The sequence below is a fragment of the Pseudomonas sp. BYT-1 genome, assembly GCF_023611805.1.
Lineage (GTDB): Bacteria > Pseudomonadota > Gammaproteobacteria > Pseudomonadales > Pseudomonadaceae > Aquipseudomonas > Aquipseudomonas guariconensis.
The window spans coordinates 1,940,001-1,959,383 of sequence record NZ_CP072559.1 but is presented as its reverse complement, the minus strand read 5'-3'; the positions used below and the strand labels follow the sequence as shown (position 1 = coordinate 1,959,383).

At 60.3% G+C, this 19,383-nt stretch carries 19 protein-coding genes, 2 rRNA genes and 1 pseudogene (1 of these 22 cut by a window edge); 9 read left to right on the top strand and 13 right to left on the bottom strand.

Annotated features, from left to right (window positions below; genetic code table 11):
- The first annotated feature begins 164 nt into the window (after nucleotides 1-164).
- Nucleotides 165-566, top strand: a complete 402-nt coding sequence (locus tag J5X93_RS08945; protein WP_043209131.1) for a helix-turn-helix domain-containing protein — start codon at nucleotides 165-167, stop codon at nucleotides 564-566.
- An 8-nt stretch (nucleotides 567-574) separates the two neighbouring features.
- On the opposite strand, the pseudogene J5X93_RS08940 reads toward J5X93_RS08945, so the two are convergent.
- Nucleotides 575-889: pseudogene (locus tag J5X93_RS08940) on the bottom strand (head completion/stabilization protein); the annotation flags it as partial.
- A 62-nt stretch (nucleotides 890-951) separates the two neighbouring features.
- Nucleotides 952-1,200, bottom strand: coding sequence for a helix-turn-helix domain-containing protein (locus tag J5X93_RS08935; RefSeq protein WP_043209129.1), 249 nt, complete (start codon nucleotides 1,198-1,200; stop codon nucleotides 952-954).
- A gap of 227 nt (nucleotides 1,201-1,427) precedes the next feature.
- Between J5X93_RS08935 and J5X93_RS08930 the strand changes: the two genes are divergently transcribed.
- Nucleotides 1,428-3,488: a TonB-dependent receptor family protein gene (locus J5X93_RS08930; protein WP_182941344.1), complete on the top strand. Its 2,061-nt coding sequence runs from the start codon at nucleotides 1,428-1,430 to the stop codon at nucleotides 3,486-3,488.
- Nucleotides 3,489-3,492: 4 nt separating this feature from the next.
- Here the strand turns inward: J5X93_RS08930 and J5X93_RS08925 are convergent, their stop codons facing one another.
- Nucleotides 3,493-4,554 (bottom strand): AI-2E family transporter, encoded by a 1,062-nt coding sequence (locus J5X93_RS08925; protein ID WP_090345546.1) that lies wholly within the window; start codon nucleotides 4,552-4,554, stop codon nucleotides 3,493-3,495.
- 122 nt (nucleotides 4,555-4,676) lie between these two features.
- On the opposite strand from J5X93_RS08925, the gene trhP reads away from it, so the two are divergent.
- The 3 genes from trhP to J5X93_RS08910 all read left to right on the top strand — a co-directional run bounded on the left by trhP (nucleotide 4,677) and on the right by J5X93_RS08910 (nucleotide 7,120).
- Nucleotides 4,677-6,020, top strand: coding sequence for a prephenate-dependent tRNA uridine(34) hydroxylase TrhP (gene trhP, locus J5X93_RS08920; protein ID WP_070571833.1), 1,344 nt, complete (start codon nucleotides 4,677-4,679; stop codon nucleotides 6,018-6,020).
- Nucleotides 6,021-6,254: 234 nt separating this feature from the next.
- On the top strand, nucleotides 6,255-6,683 hold the full coding sequence (locus J5X93_RS08915) for a DUF411 domain-containing protein (protein WP_043209122.1): 429 nt from the start codon (nucleotides 6,255-6,257) through the stop codon (nucleotides 6,681-6,683).
- Nucleotides 6,683-7,120 (top strand): YqaA family protein, encoded by a 438-nt coding sequence (locus J5X93_RS08910; RefSeq protein WP_043209121.1) that lies wholly within the window; start codon nucleotides 6,683-6,685, stop codon nucleotides 7,118-7,120. Before J5X93_RS08915 ends, J5X93_RS08910 begins: the two co-directional genes overlap by 1 nt.
- Nucleotides 7,121-7,174: 54 nt before the next feature.
- Here J5X93_RS08910 and J5X93_RS08905 read toward each other — a convergent pair whose 3' ends face one another.
- From J5X93_RS08905 to J5X93_RS08880, 6 genes are all read right to left on the bottom strand, one after another.
- Nucleotides 7,175-7,759 carry a DinB family protein gene (locus J5X93_RS08905; RefSeq protein WP_182941346.1) on the bottom strand — a complete coding sequence of 195 codons (585 nt, stop codon included), beginning with the start codon at nucleotides 7,757-7,759 and terminating at the stop codon, nucleotides 7,175-7,177.
- A gap of 11 nt (nucleotides 7,760-7,770) precedes the next feature.
- Nucleotides 7,771-8,877, bottom strand: coding sequence for a cell division protein ZapE (zapE, locus tag J5X93_RS08900; RefSeq protein WP_102081955.1), 1,107 nt, complete (start codon nucleotides 8,875-8,877; stop codon nucleotides 7,771-7,773).
- A 62-nt stretch (nucleotides 8,878-8,939) separates the two neighbouring features.
- Nucleotides 8,940-10,079, bottom strand: a complete 1,140-nt coding sequence (locus tag J5X93_RS08895) for a PQQ-dependent sugar dehydrogenase (RefSeq protein WP_043209112.1) — start codon at nucleotides 10,077-10,079, stop codon at nucleotides 8,940-8,942.
- Between the two features lie 22 nt (nucleotides 10,080-10,101).
- Nucleotides 10,102-10,422 (bottom strand): hypothetical protein, encoded by a 321-nt coding sequence (locus J5X93_RS08890; protein WP_043209110.1) that lies wholly within the window; start codon nucleotides 10,420-10,422, stop codon nucleotides 10,102-10,104.
- Between the two features lie 194 nt (nucleotides 10,423-10,616).
- Nucleotides 10,617-11,582, bottom strand: a complete 966-nt coding sequence (gene speB, locus J5X93_RS08885; protein WP_090345540.1) for an agmatinase — start codon at nucleotides 11,580-11,582, stop codon at nucleotides 10,617-10,619.
- A 27-nt stretch (nucleotides 11,583-11,609) separates the two neighbouring features.
- Nucleotides 11,610-12,689 (bottom strand): extracellular solute-binding protein, encoded by a 1,080-nt coding sequence (locus J5X93_RS08880; protein ID WP_102081954.1) that lies wholly within the window; start codon nucleotides 12,687-12,689, stop codon nucleotides 11,610-11,612.
- Between the two features lie 102 nt (nucleotides 12,690-12,791).
- Between J5X93_RS08880 and J5X93_RS08875 the strand changes: the two genes are divergently transcribed.
- Nucleotides 12,792-13,682 (top strand): LysR family transcriptional regulator, encoded by an 891-nt coding sequence (locus J5X93_RS08875; RefSeq protein WP_182941348.1) that lies wholly within the window; start codon nucleotides 12,792-12,794, stop codon nucleotides 13,680-13,682.
- 90 nt (nucleotides 13,683-13,772) lie between these two features.
- On the top strand, nucleotides 13,773-14,252 hold the full coding sequence (locus tag J5X93_RS08870; RefSeq protein WP_043209101.1) for an LEA/WHy family protein: 480 nt from the start codon (nucleotides 13,773-13,775) through the stop codon (nucleotides 14,250-14,252).
- Nucleotides 14,253-14,270: 18 nt separating this feature from the next.
- On the opposite strand, the gene J5X93_RS08865 is transcribed toward J5X93_RS08870, so the two are convergent.
- On the bottom strand, nucleotides 14,271-14,534 hold the full coding sequence (locus tag J5X93_RS08865) for a hypothetical protein (RefSeq protein WP_043209099.1): 264 nt from the start codon (nucleotides 14,532-14,534) through the stop codon (nucleotides 14,271-14,273).
- Nucleotides 14,535-14,660: 126 nt separating this feature from the next.
- Between J5X93_RS08865 and J5X93_RS08860 the strand changes: the two genes are divergently transcribed.
- Nucleotides 14,661-14,981: an ElaB/YgaM/YqjD family protein gene (locus tag J5X93_RS08860; protein ID WP_070571826.1), complete on the top strand. Its 321-nt coding sequence runs from the start codon at nucleotides 14,661-14,663 to the stop codon at nucleotides 14,979-14,981.
- 21 nt (nucleotides 14,982-15,002) lie between these two features.
- Here J5X93_RS08860 and J5X93_RS08855 read toward each other — a convergent pair whose 3' ends face one another.
- Nucleotides 15,003-15,620: a MiaE family protein gene (locus tag J5X93_RS08855; protein ID WP_090345534.1), complete on the bottom strand. Its 618-nt coding sequence runs from the start codon at nucleotides 15,618-15,620 to the stop codon at nucleotides 15,003-15,005.
- A 153-nt stretch (nucleotides 15,621-15,773) separates the two neighbouring features.
- Here J5X93_RS08855 and J5X93_RS08850 point away from each other — a divergent pair, with 153 nt between their 5' ends.
- Nucleotides 15,774-16,637 carry a universal stress protein gene (locus tag J5X93_RS08850; RefSeq protein ID WP_043209095.1) on the top strand — a complete coding sequence of 288 codons (864 nt, stop codon included), beginning with the start codon at nucleotides 15,774-15,776 and terminating at the stop codon, nucleotides 16,635-16,637.
- 101 nt (nucleotides 16,638-16,738) lie between these two features.
- Here the strand turns inward: J5X93_RS08850 and rrf are convergent.
- Together rrf and J5X93_RS08840 are read right to left on the bottom strand one after the other, a co-directional pair.
- Nucleotides 16,739-16,854: ribosomal RNA gene (gene rrf, locus J5X93_RS08845) — 5S ribosomal RNA — on the bottom strand.
- A 127-nt stretch (nucleotides 16,855-16,981) separates the two neighbouring features.
- A 23S ribosomal RNA gene (locus J5X93_RS08840) occupies nucleotides 16,982-19,383 on the bottom strand (it continues 489 nt past the right edge of the window).

Here is a 19,383-nt window from a genome sequence, read left to right as displayed (position 1 = left end):
TAAGCTTGATTGATTGTTGTTGTAGGTATATAGCTGAGCAAATGTAGGCATTTTCGCTGCGATCATCATTCATACCGTTACCGATTTGTTTGGTGCTCCCAATATATTCTTATCGCATATTTTTGCCTACAGATCTCATACATAGTCCTTTTTTGGTATTCATAATGAGTACACTTTCCCTGTCTGCGATATTGCATCGAATGAAGGACCTCACCGGCGCCAGAACCGATGCCGAACTTGCCAAAGCATTGAGTATCAGCCCGCAAACCTTGAGCAGTTGGAAGATACGCGGGAGTATTCCTTACGCGTTGTGCATGGAGTTGGCGCAGAAACAAGGGGTGTCCCTCGACTGGCTGCTTCTAGGGGACGGGCAACAAAACCGAACATCCAGCGCATCCCTCCCTCAAGGGCATCCCTCTGCTTGGGAGGCGGATCTGCTCGATCAGTTGCGGGCCCTGTCGGCACTGGATCTGCAAGCCATCCGCGCGACCATCGAGGACAAGTTGCGCATCTCTCAGCTGGAACGTCGCCTCGAAGAATTGACCCATCGCCCTGTCAAGCATTGATCCCCCTGCGCTTCGCTACCGGCACCGCTCACCGTCGTTTCCCTGACCTGTTGGGCCAGGCTCCAGCGGGTCCGGGCCTCCACCAGACGCAGATAGCAAATCGAAAGTGCCCGCCCCTGCTCATGACCGTCGACATCGATCAGCCGCCGATAGCCACGCTCGCGCAGGCAACGGCGCCAATCAGCGAACTCTCGCGCTGCAACCTCCATCGAGCTCCTGGCGGCGAGCTCCAATCGCGTATCGCTGACCTGCGATGACAACCCCAGTCGCTCACGCAACCGCCCAAGCTCTATCCGCGGCCAGAACGGATCGTGGTAGACCAGATAGCGCTTGGGCCGGCACTCAAATGGGACGTATGAATCCCGACTCACGGCTCGCCCTCCACTCACTGATTGTTCAGCATGCCGTAACGTATCGCCTTGATCACCGCCGCTACCCGGGTGTTCACGGCGAACTTGCGCAAGATATTGCTGACATGGAAATTGACCGTTGACTCCTTGCAGCCCACGATTTGGCCGATTTCCCAGGAGGTCTTGCCGTAGGCGCACCACAGCAGCACTTCCCGTTCTCTGGGGGTAAGGTGGATGGGCTGATCGGCGTCGACGTCAGGTACCAGTTGGCGTTGCAGGTTCATGAGGCACTCTCCTACGGTCATAAGAGCCCAAAGGCATTTACGTTTGATGTGCTTGAACCTTACGAAGCCGTCGCCGCTTGATTCCAGCGCCCAGGGTTGTAGATCGGCGTCCTACACAAAACGTCCTACATGCAGAGGGGCACTTTTTCCCCATAAAAGCGACGTGCTCTGAAGGATTTTGCGTACGTCTGACACCTGTTACCCGCCCTACTGCCCGGAGTTGTACGATGCGTCCCGTTTCACCTTTCCCTTGCGCTGTCGGCCTATGGGTCGTTGCTACCGGCCATTCGACACTGGCCGCTGCGCCTTTGGAGCTGGAGCAGGTCGTGATCGAAGGCCAGCAGCAAAGTGAGCTGGAGTCTGCCGCGCAGCGCCTACGGGAGGTCCCAGGGGCTACCAACCTCATCGACATGCAACGTGTCGAGCAAGGGCGCGTCGCCACCAACCAGGACGTGCTGGCCTATCAGCCTGGTGTCTTCGCCCAGTCGGCCGGCAACGATGGCATCAAACTGTCGATCCGCGGCTCAGGCATCAATCGCGCACCCGGTGCCCATGGCTCTGGTGTCTACACGATGTTCGACGGCCTGCCGTTGACGGGCCCAGGGGGCACGCCCTACGAGCTGTTCGAACCCCTGTGGCTGAGCCGTGCCGAAGTGCTGCGTGGCGCCAATGGCTTCGACCGGGGGGCATTGGCCCTCGGCGGCGCGATCAACTATGTGACCCACACAGGCTACGACGCTGCGCCTGCTCAAGTGCGCTATGAAGTGGGCAGTCGCGGATACGCCCATCGGCACGTGAGCTCCGGACAGGTATTGGGTGACCTGGATTACTACGTGGCCTTGACCGACGCCGAATACGATGGCTATCAGGAACACAGCAGCGGCAGCGCCAAGGGTTTCGCCGCCAACGTCGGCTATCGCTTCAATCCCAACCTGGAAACACGCTTCTACCTGCGCTACCGCGAAACAGAGAACGACCTGGCTGGACGCCTGACCAAAGAACAGGTCAAGCATGATCCACGTGCAGCCAATCCAGCCTACTTGGCCCGAGACGACAGTCGTCCGCAGCCGGGTAGCACTTGGGTCGCCAACAAGACCACCTTCTACCTGGAGGATGACGCTCGCCTGGAAGCGGGACTGGTCTACCACGACTACCCGATGGACCTGCGCGAAGGCCCCATGCGTCTTAAGGTCGCCTATACCGATGTCAGCGGGACCCTCAACTATGTGCGCCGCGACACCCTGTTCGGGCATCAGAGCAACACCACCATCGGTTGGCGCACCACCAAACACTTGCCCAACAGCGGCGCCTCGCAGTTCTTCCGCGATGGCGATGTCTTCGGCCCACGCACCCGGGACTTCAGCTACCAGGGCTCGGACACCGTACTGCATGTCGGCAACGACCTGGAACTCATGCCTGACCTATGGCTGACCAGCGGCCTGGCGATGATCTATACCCGCCGCGAAAGCGATGTGACCTACCCGCAGGATGGCGGCAAGGTCAGCCAGCATGACTGGGACTATGCGCCTCGCCTGGGCTTGCGGTACGACATCAGTCCGCAAGTGCAGGTGTATGGCAACCTCAGCCGCTCCGTGGAACCTGCACACCCTTGGTCGCTGATCTGGAGCTCGACAGTCCCTACCCAGCCGATCGAAATGCAAAACCAGACCGCCACCACGCTGGAGCTGGGTGCACGGGGCGATTCGCAGCTGGGGCGTTGGGACCTGGCCTGGTACTACTCGCAGGTACGTCACGAACTGCTGGCCGTAGAAATCGTGCAAGGCGCCCTGCCCAAGGAGTTCAACGCCAGCCCCACCGTACACCAAGGCGTCGAGGCTAGCCTGGACAGCACGCTCTGGGAACAGGCCGGCATCGGCAGGGTATCCCTGCGCCAGGCCTATACCTTCAGCGACTTCCATTACCGGGACGACGACACCTTCGGCGACAACCGCCTGCCAGGCATCCCGATGCACTATTACCAGGCCGAGGTGCGCTACGACTGGCCAAGCGGCTTCTATGCAGGCCTCAACACCCAGATGGCCTCCAAAGTCCAGGTCGACTACGCCAACAGCTACCATGCCGATGCCTACGCCCTGCTCGGCGCCCGCCTGGGCTGGAATGCTCCGAAGCAGGACTGGCAGACCTGGCTGGACCTGCGCAACCTGACCAACAAACGCTATGCCGCCACGGTGACGCCTGGGTATGACGATCAGGGCAAGGACAGCCCACGCTCCACGCCGGGCGAAGGTTTTGCTGTCTACGCCGGCGTTTCCTACAGCTTTCTCTGAAAGGTCATGACGGCAACTGTACCTGCAACCGACTCGTGAAGATCGCCCAGCTGGACATGAATAGCGCGGCGATCAGCGGACCGATGACGAATCCGTTGAGGCCGAACACCGCCAGGCCGCCCAAGGTGGAAATCAGGATCAGGTAGTCGGGCATCTTGGTGTCCTTGCCCACCAGGATCGGGCGCAGCAGGTTGTCCACCAGGCCAATCACCAGTACCCCAAAAGCGATCAACACAATACCCGGCAGTATTGCGCCGGTGGCCAGGAAATAGACCGCCACCGGCGCCCAGACAATGCCCGCCCCCACCGCTGGCAACAACGACAGAAACGCCATCAACACGCCCCAGACCAACGCACTGGGAATGCCCAGCACCCAGAAGATAAGACCACCCAGCGCCCCCTGGGTAATGGCCACCAGCAGATTGCCCTTGACCGTGGCACGTACCACACGGCTGAACTTCAATTGCAGGCGACGCTTTTGCTGCTCGGGAAGCGGCACGGCCAGCCGTACCTTGCGCGCCAGCTCGCCGCCTTCTCGCAGGAAGAAAAACAACAGGTACAGCATGATGCCGAAGCTCACCAGAAAATCGAACGTACCCTGACCAAAGCTGAACGCCTGGCCCGCCAGGAACTGGCTGCCTTGCGTGGCCCACTTGGTGATCTTGTCCCGCAGCCCTTCCAGATCGCCCATGCCCAGGCGCTCCAAGGCGTTCTGGACGAAGGCCGGCAACAATGACTTGAAACCTTCCAGATGACCGGCGATATCCAGCTCGCCCTTCTCGATGCGCTGATACAGGCTAGCGCCCTCCTGCACCAGCAAGGTACCAATGATGATCACCGGCAAGATGGCGATCAGCAGGCACACCAGCAACGTCAAGGCTGCCGCCAGGTTGCGCCGTCCTCCCAAGCGCAGCATCAGGTCACGCTGCAACGGGGAGAACAGGATGGCAAGGATCACTGCCCAGAACACCGCACCGTAGAACGGCAGCAAGATCCACAGGAAGGCGATGGTCACCAACGCCAGGAGGACAGTCAGGGCCTTGTTCTGCAGTGCGGTCTGGTTCATGGAGTTTTCTCGCGGGGGTCATCCCTTTAGTGCCCGCCGCTTGGGCAAAAGTGCCGTTGATCCAGATCAATGTCGCATCGACGTGCTGGCTTTAGCATCCGCGCCTTTGCCCCGGTGCGCACATGACCCCTCCCGCCAAGCCCGAACTGCTGGCTCCCGCCGGCACCCTCAAGACCCTGCGCTACGCCTTCGCCTACGGTGCCGATGCGGTCTATGCTGGCCAGCCGCGCTACAGCCTGCGCGTGCGCAACAACGAGTTCGACCACGCCAACCTGGCGCTGGGTATCCGCGAGGCGCATGCCTTGGGCAAGCGCTTCTACGTGGTGGTCAACATTGCGCCGCACAATGCCAAGCTCAAGACCTTCATCAAGGACCTCGCACCGGTCATCGAGATGGCGCCCGACGCCCTGATCATGTCCGACCCGGGCTTGATCATGCTGGTTCGCCAGCACTTCCCGCAGATGCCGATCCACCTCTCGGTGCAGGCCAACACGGTGAATTGGGCCAGTGTCGAGTTCTGGAAGCAGCTCGGCCTTAGCCGGGTGATTCTCTCGCGCGAGTTGTCGCTCGAAGAGATCGAGGAAATCCGCCAGCACGTGCCCGACATGGAGCTGGAAGTGTTCGTCCACGGTGCCCTGTGCATGGCCTACTCCGGTCGCTGCCTGCTGTCTGGCTACCTGAACCGTCGAGACGCCAACCAGGGCACCTGCACCAATGCCTGCCGCTGGAAATACCAAGCCACCCCAGCCACAGAGAACGCCACCGGTGAAATCGTCCAGCAGGTCGAGCCGACCCTGGGCATCGGCGCGCCGACCGAGCAGGCGTTCCTGCTTCAGGAAAGCAACCGCCCAGGCGAAGAAATGCCAGCCTTCGAAGACGAACATGGCACCTACATCATGAATGCAAAGGACCTGCGCGCCATCCAGCACGTGGAGCGGCTCACCCGAATGGGTGTGCATTCGCTGAAGATCGAAGGCCGGACCAAGTCGCACTTCTACTGCGCCCGCGCCGTCCAGTCCTACCGTCAGGCCATCGACGATGCCGTGGCCGGACGGCCCTTCGATCGCGGCTTGATGGGCAATCTGGAGTCCCTCGCCCAACGGGGCTACACCGAAGGCTTCCTGCGACGCCATGTGCACGATGAGTACCAGAACTACCAACGCGGCAACTCGGTCTCCGAGCGCCAGCAGTTCGTGGGCGAACTGACCGGCGCACGGGTGGAGGGTCTGGCCGAGGTCAAGGTGAAGAACCGTTTTGCCGTGGGCGATCACCTGGAACTGATGACCCCGCGGGGCAACTATCACTTCGACTTGAATCACCTGCGCGACCGCCATCAACAGACCATCCAGGTGGCGCCAGGCGATGGCCATGTGGTTTACCTGCCCATTCCCGAACAAGTCTCTCTGGAATACGGGTTGCTGATGCGCGACCTGGAATTGGAGCACAAGCGCCTGACAGATCTGTAATGCTGCGTTCAGGCCGCTGACAGCTGGCGAAGGCGAACATCGTGCAGGCCGCCGGTACAGGTGGCAACCGACTGCGCTGCGCCAGAAGGCCGGTTACGCTATGCTGCGGGTCAATTCAGGGTTACGGGCCGCCCTTCCAGACCACGCTGTTCGCGCGTGTCCCAGCACATCGCGGACATGCAAGCGGCCCATCCAGACGCCAGTATCTGCCTGCGTATCTAGAGGACTATCACCATGCTGCGCAAACACCTGTTCTCCCTCGGCCTGCTGGCGATTGCCGGCCTGGCCCAGGCCGCCGAGACCATCGACGTCTACCGCGACCCCAATTGCGGCTGCTGCAAGGAATGGATCAGCCACCTGCGGGAAAATGGCTTCACGGTCAACGATCACGTCGAGCCGAACATGAGCGAGGTCAAGCAGCGCCTGGGCGTAGCCCCACGTCTTGCGTCCTGCCATACCGGAGTGATCAACGGCAAGTTCGTCGAAGGTCATGTGCCGGCCGAACAGATCCGCCTGCTCGCCAAGCGCAATGACCTCAAGGGCATCGCCGTGCCGGGCATGCCCATGGGCTCGCCCGGCATGGAGATGGGTGACCACAAGGACGCCTACCAGGTCATCGGCCTGACCCAGGAAGGCAAGGACGAAGTGCTGGCCAACTATTGATGCTCAGTCTCTGGGCGCTGTTTCTCAGCGCCTTCGGTGCCGCCACCTTGCTGCCACTGCAATCGGAGGCGGTGCTGGTGGGGTTGCTGCTGCGCCAACCCGAAGCCTGGGCGACGTTACTGCTGGTGGCCACCCTCGGCAACGTGCTGGGCTCGATCGTCAACTGGCTGTTGGGGCGGGCCATCGAGCACCTGCGCGATCGACGTTGGTTCCCCTTCAGTGCCCATCAGCTGGAGCGCGCCCAGCAGCGTTACCGGCGCTGGGGGCAATGGTCGCTGCTGCTGAGCTGGATGCCGGTGATCGGCGACCCATTGACCTTGATCGCCGGCATCATGCGTGAACCGTTCTGGCGCTTCGTGCTGCTGGTGACCTTGGCCAAGGGCGGGCGCTACCTGGTACTGGCGATGATCACCCTCGGGTGGATGCACGGACGCTGACCGTAGTCCGACGTTGAGCCTTGCAAGAGCAGTCTCGCAGGAGAACCGCCGCCCTTACGAGCGTCCCCAGACCAACGCCTCGGTCCATCCCAACTCGGCGAAGTCATCGGCCCGAAGGCAAGCCTCCTCTTCACAGAAGAACTCGTCCAGCTGAGGCGGACGCACCGTCGTATCACTGAGCATGGCGTGCACCTGGCCACGATGATGGATCTGATGCTCGAACAGGTGCGACAGCAAGCGCAGGCGCTGTTCACGCTGCAGGCGATCCGGACGCACGATGCTCACATAACGTTGCAATTGGTCATCGCGCAGAAGCTGGCAATAGGCAATCAGCCGGTGGTCGACCTGGGCCTGCTCGGCATGCAGGTCTGCACAGGTGGCAAAAGGCTGCTCGGGCTCGAAAAATCGCTCGCCGTCCGGGTCCGGTGCCTCCCCGCGCTGCTCGCACTCCAGCGCATGCAGGTAGAACCAGTCCACCGTCAGGAGGTGGTTGAGCGTGGCCTTGATCGAAGGAAAAAAGCTGCAACGAGGGGCGACGAACTCGTCCTGGGTCAGTTGCAGGCATGCCTTGTACAGGCGGTGGTTAGCCCAGCCATTGTTGTAGGCCTGGGTCAGCAGATGATGCGACAGCGGCTCCATGGTCGACTCCTTCAGGCGAAGCGTTGCAGTTGCATCTCCCGTAGCCGGCTCAGGGTCCGCTGGTACGGGAACGCCAGATACCCTTGAGTGTAGAGCGCTTCGAGCGGGACTTCGGCTTCCAGGTACAAGGCGACCCGACGGTCGTAGCATTCGTCGACCAGGGCGATGAAGCGACGCACGCTGTCATCCTTGGGTGCCAGCGTCGGCAAGTCGCGGTCTCCGGCCACCACTCGCTGGGCCCCATCTTCGGTGCCACGTGCAATGCGTCCCGCCCGCTGGGCACCGCCCAATGCCGGGATGCCTTGGACCAGAATCGCCGAAAAGCGGTCGCACAGCCCCATGAACTCCAGCGCCGACAAGGGTTGCTCGCACACTTCGCTGAAATGGCACCAGATCGCCTGCTCGCTGCGACGAATCACGCGGATTTGCCGCGAACCGATCGACAACGGCTGGTCAGTGGCAGGACCGTCCTGGCTCAGTTGACCGAACACAGCCCCCAGGGCCGTGGGCCGCCCGGGTTCAGCGACCCAATAGCGTTGTCGAAGGGCGCCTGGATGCAGGCGATGATCCTGCTCGCCCGCCACGTTCAGCACACGCATGTGCCGCCCGATGGCAGCGATCGCCGGCAAGAAGCGCTCACGGTTGAAACCGTCTCGGTAGAGCTGCTCCGGCGGCTGGTTTGAGGTGGCGACAATCGTCACCCCCTGGTCGAACAGGGTCTGAAACAGGCGCCCCAGGATGATTGCGTCGCCGATGTCGCTGACGAACAGCTCATCGAAGCACAACACGCGAATCTCGGTCGCCAGGGCCTTGGCCAAGGCCTGCAAGGGGTCACGGGTGCCATTGAGCTGGAACAGCCGCTGGTGCACCCAGGCCATGAAGTGGTGGAAATGCTGGCGTCGGGACGGGACCTGCAGACTGCGGTGGAACTGATCCATCAGCCAGGTCTTGCCTCGCCCGACCGGGCCCCAGAGGTACACGCCCAAAGTGGGCTTGCCCAATCGCAGCGCCTCGAAACACGCCTGGAGCGCGTCCACTGCCAGAGCCTGGGCGCCGTCATGGACGAACCCATGCTCGTCGATAGCCTGGCGATAAAGGGTTTGCGGATCGAAGGACATGCCCTGACGCTCGATAAAAGAACGCATCCTACGCATTCGGGCTTGCTGGGGGCAAACGCCCGTCAGTCTTCGCTCAATCCCACCTTGAGCAGCGCCCCGTCCTTCGCATCGGTCAACACGTACAGATAACCATCCGGCCCGACCCGCACGTCTCGGATGCGCGCCTTGAGCTCACCCAGCAGGCGCTCCTCATGCACGATCTTGTCACCCTTGAGCTGCAAGCGAATCAGCTCCTGGGTAGCCAGGGCACCGATGAACAGGTTGTGGTCCCAGGCCTTGAAGGTCGGGCTGTCATAGAACGCCATGCCGCTGATGGCGGGCGACTTTTCCCAGACATGATGGGGGGGCTGGGTGCCCTCCACGTGCTGGCCCTTGGCTTCGGGGATCGGTAACAGCGAGTAGTTGATTCCATGGGTCGCGATAGGCCAGCCGTAGTTCTTGCCGGGCTCAGGGATGTTGATCTCGTCACCGCCCCGGGGCCCGTGCTCGTGAGTCCAGAGCTTGCCAGTCCAAGGGTTGAGCGCGGCACCCTGCTGGTTGCGATGGCCAAAGGACCAAATTTCGGGCCGCACATTGGCCTGACCGACGAAAGGGTTGTCCTTGGGAATTTCGCCATCCGGGAGGATACGTACGATCTTCCCTTGGAGTTTATCCAAGTCCTGAGCAGTGGCACGCTGGTTGTTCTCACCCAACGCGATAAAGAGATAGCCGTCACGGTCGAATACCAGGCGTGAGCCGAAGTGGATGCCTTCAGAGAGCTTCGGCTGCTGGCGGAAGATCACCGTGAAATGCTCCAACCGGGCGAGATCCTGGGACAGCTGCCCACGACCGACCGCGGTACCGGCCTTCCCGTCGGCGCCTTGCTCGGCATAGGAGAGGTATATCGTGCGGTCCTTGGTGAACTCGGGGGACAGCACCACATCAAGCAGTCCGCCTTGCCCCTGGGCCCAGACCACAGGCACACCGCTCAGTGGCGGACCGACCTTGCCCTCGGCACTGACCACCCGCAGGTTGCCGGGGCGCTCGGTCACCAGCATGCCCTGGCCGCCTGGCAAAAAGGCCAAGGCCCAGGGGTTGCGCAAACCTTCGGCAATCGTGCTGACCGTCAGTTGCCCCTCCTCGCTGGGCAAGCGCTGTTCAGGGGCCGCTTGGGCCAACAGGGGTATCAGGGCGAAGGTGGCCAGCCAGGTTCTACGGTTCATGCTCGGTTCCTTCCAGTGGGGCTCAGGGCGCGCGTTGGTTATCACGCGGCGGCCGAGTAGGTTCCAGGTTCGGGCTTTGCTGCTCGCGCCGCAGGTTATCGCCATTGCCTATGCCACGGTTGTCCAGCGTTGGAGGCCGGATGATCGGCTGAGTGGACGGCCCGCGGACCGGAGGTGTGGCCTGCATGCTGCCTTGGCGACTATTGGGGTTGGCGCGCTGGATCGGGCTGTTGTAGGGATTGTTGCGGTCGGCGGCAATGAGCAACGGTTCGGGAAACGGTGCGGCCGACAGTGGCAGGCTCAGCGAAAGGCCGATAACCAGAGCGGATATCGTGGGATTCATGCTCCACCTCCTATACGCAACCGCGCGCTAAAGCGTTGGATAGCCTAAGACGCGACAGGTTCGCGGCAAAAGTGCGAATCCAGGGAGAGAGGTTTCCTGATGTTTCAGTATGAGCCCAGGGGATTGCCCCGCTGGGCTTTCGGACACAAGAACCACTCATCGCTCAATGGCGCGAGCGGCCTTGATCGAGGTGCTCAAACCTTGGCGTCGACCTTGTGCCGAGCGGCATACAGGCAAAGCATCTCCATGGCCAGCGTGGCGCCAGCCAAGGCGGTGATGTCGGCGTGGTCATAGGCCGGCGCCACTTCCACCATGTCCATCCCCACCAAGTTGATGCCGCGCAGCCCGCCCAGAATCTCCAGCGCCTGCACCGTGCTCAGGCCGCCACAGACCGGCGTACCCGTGCCAGGTGCGAACGCAGGATCGAGGCAGTCGATGTCGAACGTGAGATACACCGGTCGATCTCCCACCCGCTGGCGGATCGCCGCGATCACAGCCTCGGTGCCCTGACGGTGCACCTGGCGCGCGTCGAGGATGGCAAAACCCTGGGTGTCGTCATTGGTGGTGCGCAAACCGATCTGCACGGAACAGGAGGGGTCTACCAGCCCCTCACGGGCTGCGTGCCAGAACATGGTGCCATGATCGATACGCTTGCCCTCCTCGTCCGGCCAGGTATCGCTGTGCGCGTCGAAGTGGATCAGCGCCAAAGCTCCGTGGCGCTCGGCATGGGCCTTGAGCAGCGGGTAACTGATGAAATGATCGCCCCCGAGGGTCAACATGGCGCACCCAGCGTCGAGGATCTGCCTGGCATGGGCCTCGATGCTGGCCGGGACCGACTCGGGTGTACCACTGTCGAAAGCGCAATCGCCATAGTCGATCACCGCCAGATGATCGAAGGGGTCGAACGTCCACGGCCAATGTCTGGCCCAGGCCTGCTGCACCGAGGCGGCGCGGATGGCCCGTGGCCCGAAGCGGGCGCCAGGACGGTTGCTGGTGGCGGTATCGAACGGCACACCGCTGACCACCACATCGACGCCGCGCAGGTCACGGCTATAGCGGCGCCGAGAAAAACTGGTAATGCCGGCGTAGGTGCTTTCCGCGGCAGTGCCGTAAAGGCTATCGCGGGTCATGGCCTGGTCATTGTTATGGGCGTGTTCCACGGTCAAGCTCCTGGTTGTCATTGTTCGTTACTGACGGCTGCGAAACGCAGTCCACATCCGATTGCGCTGGCGCAAGTCGGACAGCGCCATGCCACGGTCGCCATACAAACGCTGGCGGACCTCGGCGGATGGGTAGATGTCCGGGTCGTTGCGCACGGCATCGTCCACCAGTGGCGTGGCAGCCCGGTTGGCATTGGCAAAGAACAGCGTGTTGGTCAGTTCGGCCACGGATTCAGGACGCAGCATGAAGGCGATGAAGGCGCGAGCAGCCTCCGGGTGCGGGGCGTCCTTGGGGATGACCAAATTATCCTGCCAGACCAACGTTCCCTCGCGCGGGATGCGGTAGATCACTTCGAAGGCCTTGCCGGCACGACGCGCCTGGTCAGCAGCCATCGCCGCATCGCCGTTGTAGGTCAACGCCAGGCATACGCTGCCGTTGGCCAGATCATTGATCTGCCGGCCGTTGGCCACGTAGCTCACCGAGGGCTGCAACTGACGTAGCAAAGCCTGAGCGGCATCCAGATCGGCCTTGCTCTGGCTGTATGGGTCTTTGCCCAGGTAATTGAGGGTTACCCCGATCACTTCCTGAGGCGAGTCGGGCAAGGCGATGCCACAGCCTTTGAGGCGACTGGCGTATTCGGGTTTGAACAGCAGATCAAGGCTGTCCAGCGGTACGTCCCCCAGACGTTCTCGCACCGCCTCGACATTCACACCCAACCCCAGGGTGCCCCAGGTGTAGGGCACCGCATAGCGATTGCCGGGATCGGTCTCGGCCAGCTTGGCCAGCATATCCGGGTCGAGGTTGCTGTACCCGGGCATTTCCTGGGCCTGCAAGGGCTGCAACGCATTGGCCTTGAGGGCCCTGGCCAGAACCGTGGATGAAGGCACCACCACGTCATAGCCGCTACCGCCGGTGAGCAGTTTGGTCTCCAGTACTTCGGGCGTGTCGAAGGTGTCATAGCGCACCGTGTAACCGGTCTGCTGCTCGAATCGCTTGAGCGTCGACTCCGCGACATAGTCGGCCCAGCTGTAGAGGTTGACGACCTTCTCTTCGGCCTGGAGCGGCAAAGCCAGGACCAGGGACAGCAGACACAGCGATCGACGCATGGCGAACACCTCGGCAAATGAGTGGATGCCGTCAGCATGCCAGCCGGGTTACATTGAAAAAATCGCAAGTTTGCAAAGCTGACATTCACCAGGAGTGATGTAATGCTCGGACAACTGCACGACCCGGACCTGCACCTGCTGAGGCTGTTCGTCACTGTAGTCGAGGCCGGCGGCTTCAGTGCCGCCCAAGGCGTGCTGGGCCTGAGCCAGCCCAGCATCAGTCAGCAGATGGGGCGCCTCGAAACCCGCCTGGGATACCGCCTGTGCAGTCGTGGCAAGGGTGGATTTCGCCTGACCGAAAAAGGCGAGTTGCTGCTCAAGGCTACCCGGGAGTTGCTGGTCCAGATCGAGCAGTTCCGTCAGCAGGCCAATGGTGTAGGCGGACGGCTGCTGGGGTCTGTACGCATCGGCATGGCCGAGAACCAGGACGCCAGCGTCACGCTTCGTCTGGCCAATGCCATCGCACGCTTTCGCCAACGCGAGGAGTCGGTGCAACTGGAGTTGATCAGCGCGCCGCCGGCTGAGCTCGAGCGGCTGCTTCTCGAGCAGCGCCTGGACTACGCCATCAGCTACTTCTCCGGTAGCCAGGCTGCGTTCGATTACCAGCCGCTGTTCAACGAAACCCAACGGCTGTATTGCGGCCAGGGACACCCGTTGTTCGCAGTTATGCAGGTGTCGGCGGAGGAGTTGCTCGAAGCTGACCAGGTCCGCCACCCCTACCGCTTCCTCAAAGCGGGTGAGCCCTTCCAGAGCCGACGCAGCTCTGCCTTGGCCGAGCAGATCGACAGTGCCTTGACGTTCATCCTTTCGGGGCGCCACATCGGCTACCTGCCCCTCCATTGCGCCGCGCCCTGGGAGACGCGCGGGCTGCTACGGGCGTTGGATCCGGGCCTGGATTTCAGCGTGCCCTTTACCCTCGCCCGGCATCGTGCACAAGCACCGGGTGAGGCGCAGCAAGCCTTTGCCGAAGACCTGCGGGAGGCCTTCGCCTGAGTCTTTCGGAGGACTCTGTACAGAGGGTCTTTCAACGCCTGCACCCTTTTGCCACACTGCGGGCTTGATCGTTACGCCAAGGCCATTGCCATGACCACTCGCCGCCTCCGATTCTGGCTGATTGCCCTGTTGGCCTTCACCCTCAATGCCTGCGCCCTGTTCCAGGCGCGTGATCCATTGAACATCAGCGTCGTCGGGATCGAACCACTGCCGTCCGCGGAGCTTGAAATGCGCATGGCAGTGAAAATCCGTGTGCAAAATCCCAACGAGGCGCCGGTCGATTTCAACGGCATTGCGCTCAAGCTTGAGGTCAACGGCCAGCCCCTGGCTGCCGGGGTCAGCGATCAGAAGGGGCACATTGGCCGCTACGACGAAGCGGTCATCGTCGTGCCCATGAGCGTCACGGCCTTTGCGATGGTGCGCCAAGCCTATGGTTTGGGAAGGCTGGGCTCACTGCAAGGGTTGCCCTACGTGCTGCAGGGCAAGATGGCTGGCGGCCCCTTAGGGACCGTGCGCTTCACCGACAAGGGCAAGCTCGACCTGCCCACTGTCGGTAGCGCGACCTGGTGATCGCGCAGGCGGTGTGGCTCAGCGATTGCTGCTGGCCGCGGCCATCATCTTGTTGACTTCGCTGCGCACCATGTTGGCGAACTCAGGGGGCGACATGCCATCGAGTTCGGCGCGAACCCATTCCGCCCATTTGCTCTTGCGCCGTGGCTTCTCACCGATCAACCGCGCAGCCTCGCCCTTAGCCTTGCCGAGGTTGTTCTGCCAATGTTCGAACAGCCGGGCCTTCTCTGCCTCGATCTGTGCCCGTTCCTCGAAGCTTCTGTTGGCCAGATTGAAACTCATGGGATTACCTACCGCTTGAAAATGGCCGCTATCTTACACTGTAGCGGCGAGCAACCGTTACGCCGCGGCAACTTTCCGCACGGCGCGGCATCCATTGCTCAACCCCCTACGATCGAGGACACATTCATGGCCAGGAAAATCGCCGCGCACAGCGACAACGAACAAATTAAGGACCAGGTTTTCAGCGAACTGCAGGCCTTGATCGAAGAATCGGAGCGTCTGCTCCAAGACAGTGCTGCGCTGGTGGGGGACGAGGCCGATACCTTACGGGCACAGGTCGCCCTCAAGCTGCGCCAAGCACGCCAGGCCGCGGATACCCTGCGAGGCAAGGCACAGCCTGCGATAGAAGCTGCTGAGCACTATATGGGCGGACACCCATGGCAGACGGTGGCAATCTCTGCGGGTGTGGGGCTGGTGATCGGCCTTGTGTTGGGCCAGCGACGCTGACTCGCCCGATCACCGGACCGCTCAGGCCGCCATGGCCATTGGGATACCGCTGTGGAAGCGCAGTTCCTGATCTGGCGAACTGATCAGTTCCGCCTCGGCTTCACGCACCTGTTCTACGACCCGGGCGATGTCAGTGGCCTCGCCATATTGGTGGGCCAACTTGAGGTAACCTTGGTAATGGCGCGCTTCGCTCTTGAGCAGGCCGTGATAGAAGGTCCCGAGTTCTTCGTCCAGGTGCGGCACCAACGCTGCGAAACGCTCGCAACTGCGGGCCTCGATGAAAGCACCGACCACCAGCGTATCGACCAGCTTGACAGGTTCGTGAGCCCGCACCAGGCGCCGCAGACCGGACGCATAACGCCCCGCCGACACCGGTCGCAACGGAACACCACGACGCTTCATCAGGCGCAGGACTTGCTCATGATGCACCAACTCCTCACGGGCCAGGCGCGACATCATGTTGATCAAGTCAAGATGGGTGTTGTACTTGGCGATCAGGCTCAGCGCGGTACTGGCGGCCTTGAACTCGCAGTTTTTGTGATCGATCAACAAGGTTTCCTGGTCGGCGAGCGCCGCTTCGATCCAAGCGTCGGGGGTAGGACAGCCCAGGAAGGCATCGATTTCAGGAATCAGGGACATAAGCTCACAACGACAGGCCAACGGCAGGATTGGCGATTATACCGGCGGTGGCGCTGATCGCCAGCGACTATGCTGATACATATCAAGCGGCACTGCGCGGGATGCTGACTATAGTCAGCCATTGGCCGCCACCTACCAAGGGAGTTAATGCCCATGCAAGCCGTCCGCAGCATACTCGTCGTCCTAGACCCCGAACACGCCCACAGTCGCGCCTTGACACGCGCCAAGCTCATCGCCGGGGTGACAGGCGCACGCATGCACTTGCTAATGTGTGACAAGCGCCAGGACCACAGTGCCCTACTCAGCCTGCTGAGCAGTCAGCTACACGATGACGGGTATGACAACATCACCCATGAACAGACCTGGCATGAAAGCCTGCATGAATCCATCATCGAGGTGCAGCAGGCCGAAGGTTGCGAACTGGTCATCAAGGAGCACCGGCCAGACAATCCACTGCGCAAGGCACTGCTGACCCCTAGCGATTGGAAACTTCTGCGGTATTGCCCCTGTGCAGTCCTAATGGTGAAGAACGAGCGGCCCTGGACGGGAGGCGCGATTCTTGCCGCAGTGGACGTAGGCAACAACGATGAAGACCACAGGCGTCTACATGCCAGCATCATCGACCATGGCTATGCGATTGCCGGCCTGGCCAAGGGTGACCTGCACGTCATCGCCGCCCACCCTTCTCCCATGCTTTCGGCGTCTGACCCGACTTACCAGCTCTCCGAAACCATCGAGCAGCGATATCGCGAAGCCTGCACGGCCTTTCAGGCCGAATTCGGTATTTCTGATGATCACTTGCACATTGCCGAAGGCCCGGCAGACGTTCTTATTCCTTACACCGAAAAACAGCTCGATGCGGTGGTGACCGTCATGGGTACTGTGGCCCGCACAGGCATTTCCGGTGCTTTGATTGGCAATACTTCGGAAGTGGTTCTCGACGCCTTGGAAGGGGACGTGTTGGTCCTCAAGAGTGAAGAGGCGACCGCACACCTGGCAGAGCTGGCGCGTGGCTGACGGAGCCAGGGAAGCGACGCGATTTGTATAGGCGTTTATTTCAGGGACCCAAAAGACAAAACCCCTACCTGCTCACGCAGATAGGGGTTTTGCGAAATGAATCTTGACGATGACCTACTCTCACATGGGGAAGCCCCACACTACCATCGGCGATGCATCGTTTCACTACTGAGTTCGGGATGGGATCAGGTGGTTCCAATGCTCTATGGTCGTCAAGAAATTCTGTTGCCAGACTGTCTTATGACACTCCAGCCAATTCGGATATGTGATCGTTGTGGTTGCGAACTTTCGGTTCTTTCGTCTTCACCACCGCAATCTGCAGAAGCAAATTGCTTGGGTGTTATATGGTCAAGCCTCACGGGCAATTAGTATCGGTTAGCTCAACGCCTCACAGCGCTTACACACCCGACCTATCAACGTCGTAGTCTTCGACGGCCCTTTAGGGGATTCAAGATCCCAGTGAGATCTCATCTTGAGGCAAGTTTCCCGCTTAGATGCTTTCAGCGGTTATCTCTTCCGAACATAGCTACCCGGCAATGCCACTGGCGTGACAACCGGAACACCAGAGGTTCGTCCACTCCGGTCCTCTCGTACTAGGAGCAGCCCCTCTCAAATCTCAAACGTCCACGGCAGATAGGGACCGAACTGTCTCACGACGTTCTAAACCCAGCTCGCGTACCACTTTAAATGGCGAACAGCCATACCCTTGGGACCGGCTTCAGCCCCAGGATGTGATGAGCCGACATCGAGGTGCCAAACACCGCCGTCGATATGAACTCTTGGGCGGTATCAGCCTGTTATCCCCGGAGTACCTTTTATCCGTTGAGCGATGGCCCTTCCATACAGAACCACCGGATCACTAAGACCTACTTTCGTACCTGCTCGACGTGTGGGTCTCGCAGTCAAGCGCGCTTTTGCCTTTATACTCTGCGACCGATTTCCGACCGGTCTGAGCGCACCTTCGTACTCCTCCGTTACTCTTTGGGAGGAGACCGCCCCAGTCAAACTACCCACCATACACTGTCCTCGATCCGGATCACGGACCTGAGTTAGAACCTCAAGGTTGCCAGGGTGGTATTTCAAGGATGGCTCCATGAGAACTGGCGTCCCCACTTCAAAGCCTCCCACCTATCCTACACAAGCAAGCTCAAAGTCCAGTGCAAAGCTATAGTAAAGGTTCACGGGGTCTTTCCGTCTAGCCGCGGATACACTGCATCTTCACAGCGATTTCAATTTCACTGAGTCTCGGGTGGAGACAGCGCCGCCATCGTTACGCCATTCGTGCAGGTCGGAACTTACCCGACAAGGAATTTCGCTACCTTAGGACCGTTATAGTTACGGCCGCCGTTTACCGGGGCTTCGATCAAGAGCTTCGCTTGCGCTAACCCCATCAATTAACCTTCCGGCACCGGGCAGGCGTCACACCCTATACGTCCACTTTCGTGTTTGCAGAGTGCTGTGTTTTTAATAAACAGTCGCAGCGGCCTGGTATCTTCGACCGGCATGGGCTTACGGAGCAAGTCCTTCACCCTCGCCGGCGCACCTTCTCCCGAAGTTACGGTGCCATTTTGCCTAGTTCCTTCACCCGAGTTCTCTCAAGCGCCTTGGTATTCTCTACCCGACCACCTGTGTCGGTTTGGGGTACGGTTCCCAGTTATCTGAAGCTTAGGAGCTTTTCTTGGAAGCATGGCATCAACCACTTCGTCGCCTAAAGGCAACTCGTCATCAGCTCTCGGCCTTGAAATCCCGGATTTGCCTAAGATTTCAGCCTACCACCTTAAACTTGGACAACCAACGCCAAGCTGGCCTAGCCTTCTCCGTCCCTCCATCGCAATAACTGGAAGTACAGGAATATTAACCTGTTTTCCATCGACTACGCTTTTCAGCCTCGCCTTAGGGACCGACTAACCCTGCGTCGATTAACGTTGCGCAGGAAACCTTGGTCTTTCGGCGTGCGAGTTTTTCACTCGCATTGTCGTTACTCATGTCAGCATTCGCACTTCTGATACCTCCAGCAAGCTTCTCAACTCACCTTCACAGGCTTACAGAACGCTCCTCTACCGCATCACCTAAGTGATACCCGTAGCTTCGGTGCATGGTTTGAGCCCCGTTACATCTTCCGCGCAGGCCGACTCGACTAGTGAGCTATTACGCTTTCTTTAAAGGATGGCTGCTTCTAAGCCAACCTCCTAGCTGTCTAAGCCTTCCCACATCGTTTCCCACTTAACCATGACTTTGGGACCTTAGCTGACGGTCTGGGTTGTTTCCCTTTTCACGACGGACGTTAGCACCCGCCGTGTGTCTCCCATGCTCGGCACTTCCAGGTATTCGGAGTTTGCATCGGTTTGGTAAGTCGGGATGACCCCCTAGCCGAAACAGTGCTCTACCCCCTGGAGTGATACATGAGGCGCTACCTAAATAGCTTTCGAGGAGAACCAGCTATCTCCGAGCTTGATTAGCCTTTCACTCCGATCCACAGGTCATCCGCTAACTTTTCAACGGTAGTCGGTTCGGTCCTCCAGTCAGTGTTACCTAACCTTCAACCTGCCCATGGATAGATCGCCCGGTTTCGGGTCTATACCCAGCGACTAAACGCCCTATTAAGACTCGCTTTCGCTACGCCTCCCCTATTCGGTTAAGCTCGCCACTGAATATAAGTCGCTGACCCATTATACAAAAGGTACGCAGTCACCTAACAAAGTAGGCTCCCACTGCTTGTACGCATACGGTTTCAGGTTCTATTTCA

Excerpts from the sequence above, each read along its gene's own strand:
- J5X93_RS08945 (WP_043209131.1), top strand. The coding sequence starts at position 165 with ATGAGTACACTTTCCCTGTCTGCGATATTGCATCGAATGAAGGACCTC.
- J5X93_RS08855 (WP_090345534.1), bottom strand. The coding sequence starts at position 15,620 with ATGTCCCTGATTCCTGAAATCGATGCCTTCCTGGGCTGTCCTACCCCC.
- J5X93_RS08930 (WP_182941344.1), top strand. The coding sequence starts at position 1,428 with ATGCGTCCCGTTTCACCTTTCCCTTGCGCTGTCGGCCTATGGGTCGTT.
- J5X93_RS08925 (WP_090345546.1), bottom strand. The coding sequence starts at position 4,554 with ATGAACCAGACCGCACTGCAGAACAAGGCCCTGACTGTCCTCCTGGCG.
- J5X93_RS08915 (WP_043209122.1), top strand. The coding sequence starts at position 6,255 with ATGCTGCGCAAACACCTGTTCTCCCTCGGCCTGCTGGCGATTGCCGGC.
- J5X93_RS08875 (WP_182941348.1), top strand. The coding sequence starts at position 12,792 with ATGCTCGGACAACTGCACGACCCGGACCTGCACCTGCTGAGGCTGTTC.
- J5X93_RS08910 (WP_043209121.1), top strand. The coding sequence starts at position 6,683 with ATGCTCAGTCTCTGGGCGCTGTTTCTCAGCGCCTTCGGTGCCGCCACC.
- trhP (WP_070571833.1), top strand. The coding sequence starts at position 4,677 with ATGACCCCTCCCGCCAAGCCCGAACTGCTGGCTCCCGCCGGCACCCTC.
- J5X93_RS08860 (WP_070571826.1), top strand. The coding sequence starts at position 14,661 with ATGGCCAGGAAAATCGCCGCGCACAGCGACAACGAACAAATTAAGGAC.
- J5X93_RS08865 (WP_043209099.1), bottom strand. The coding sequence starts at position 14,534 with ATGAGTTTCAATCTGGCCAACAGAAGCTTCGAGGAACGGGCACAGATC.
- J5X93_RS08850 (WP_043209095.1), top strand. The coding sequence starts at position 15,774 with ATGCAAGCCGTCCGCAGCATACTCGTCGTCCTAGACCCCGAACACGCC.
- J5X93_RS08905 (WP_182941346.1), bottom strand. The coding sequence starts at position 7,759 with ATGGAGCCGCTGTCGCATCATCTGCTGACCCAGGCCTACAACAATGGC.
- J5X93_RS08880 (WP_102081954.1), bottom strand. The coding sequence starts at position 12,689 with ATGCGTCGATCGCTGTGTCTGCTGTCCCTGGTCCTGGCTTTGCCGCTC.
- J5X93_RS08895 (WP_043209112.1), bottom strand. The coding sequence starts at position 10,079 with ATGAACCGTAGAACCTGGCTGGCCACCTTCGCCCTGATACCCCTGTTG.
- zapE (WP_102081955.1), bottom strand. The coding sequence starts at position 8,877 with ATGTCCTTCGATCCGCAAACCCTTTATCGCCAGGCTATCGACGAGCAT.
- J5X93_RS08935 (WP_043209129.1), bottom strand. The coding sequence starts at position 1,200 with ATGAACCTGCAACGCCAACTGGTACCTGACGTCGACGCCGATCAGCCC.
- J5X93_RS08870 (WP_043209101.1), top strand. The coding sequence starts at position 13,773 with ATGACCACTCGCCGCCTCCGATTCTGGCTGATTGCCCTGTTGGCCTTC.
- J5X93_RS08890 (WP_043209110.1), bottom strand. The coding sequence starts at position 10,422 with ATGAATCCCACGATATCCGCTCTGGTTATCGGCCTTTCGCTGAGCCTG.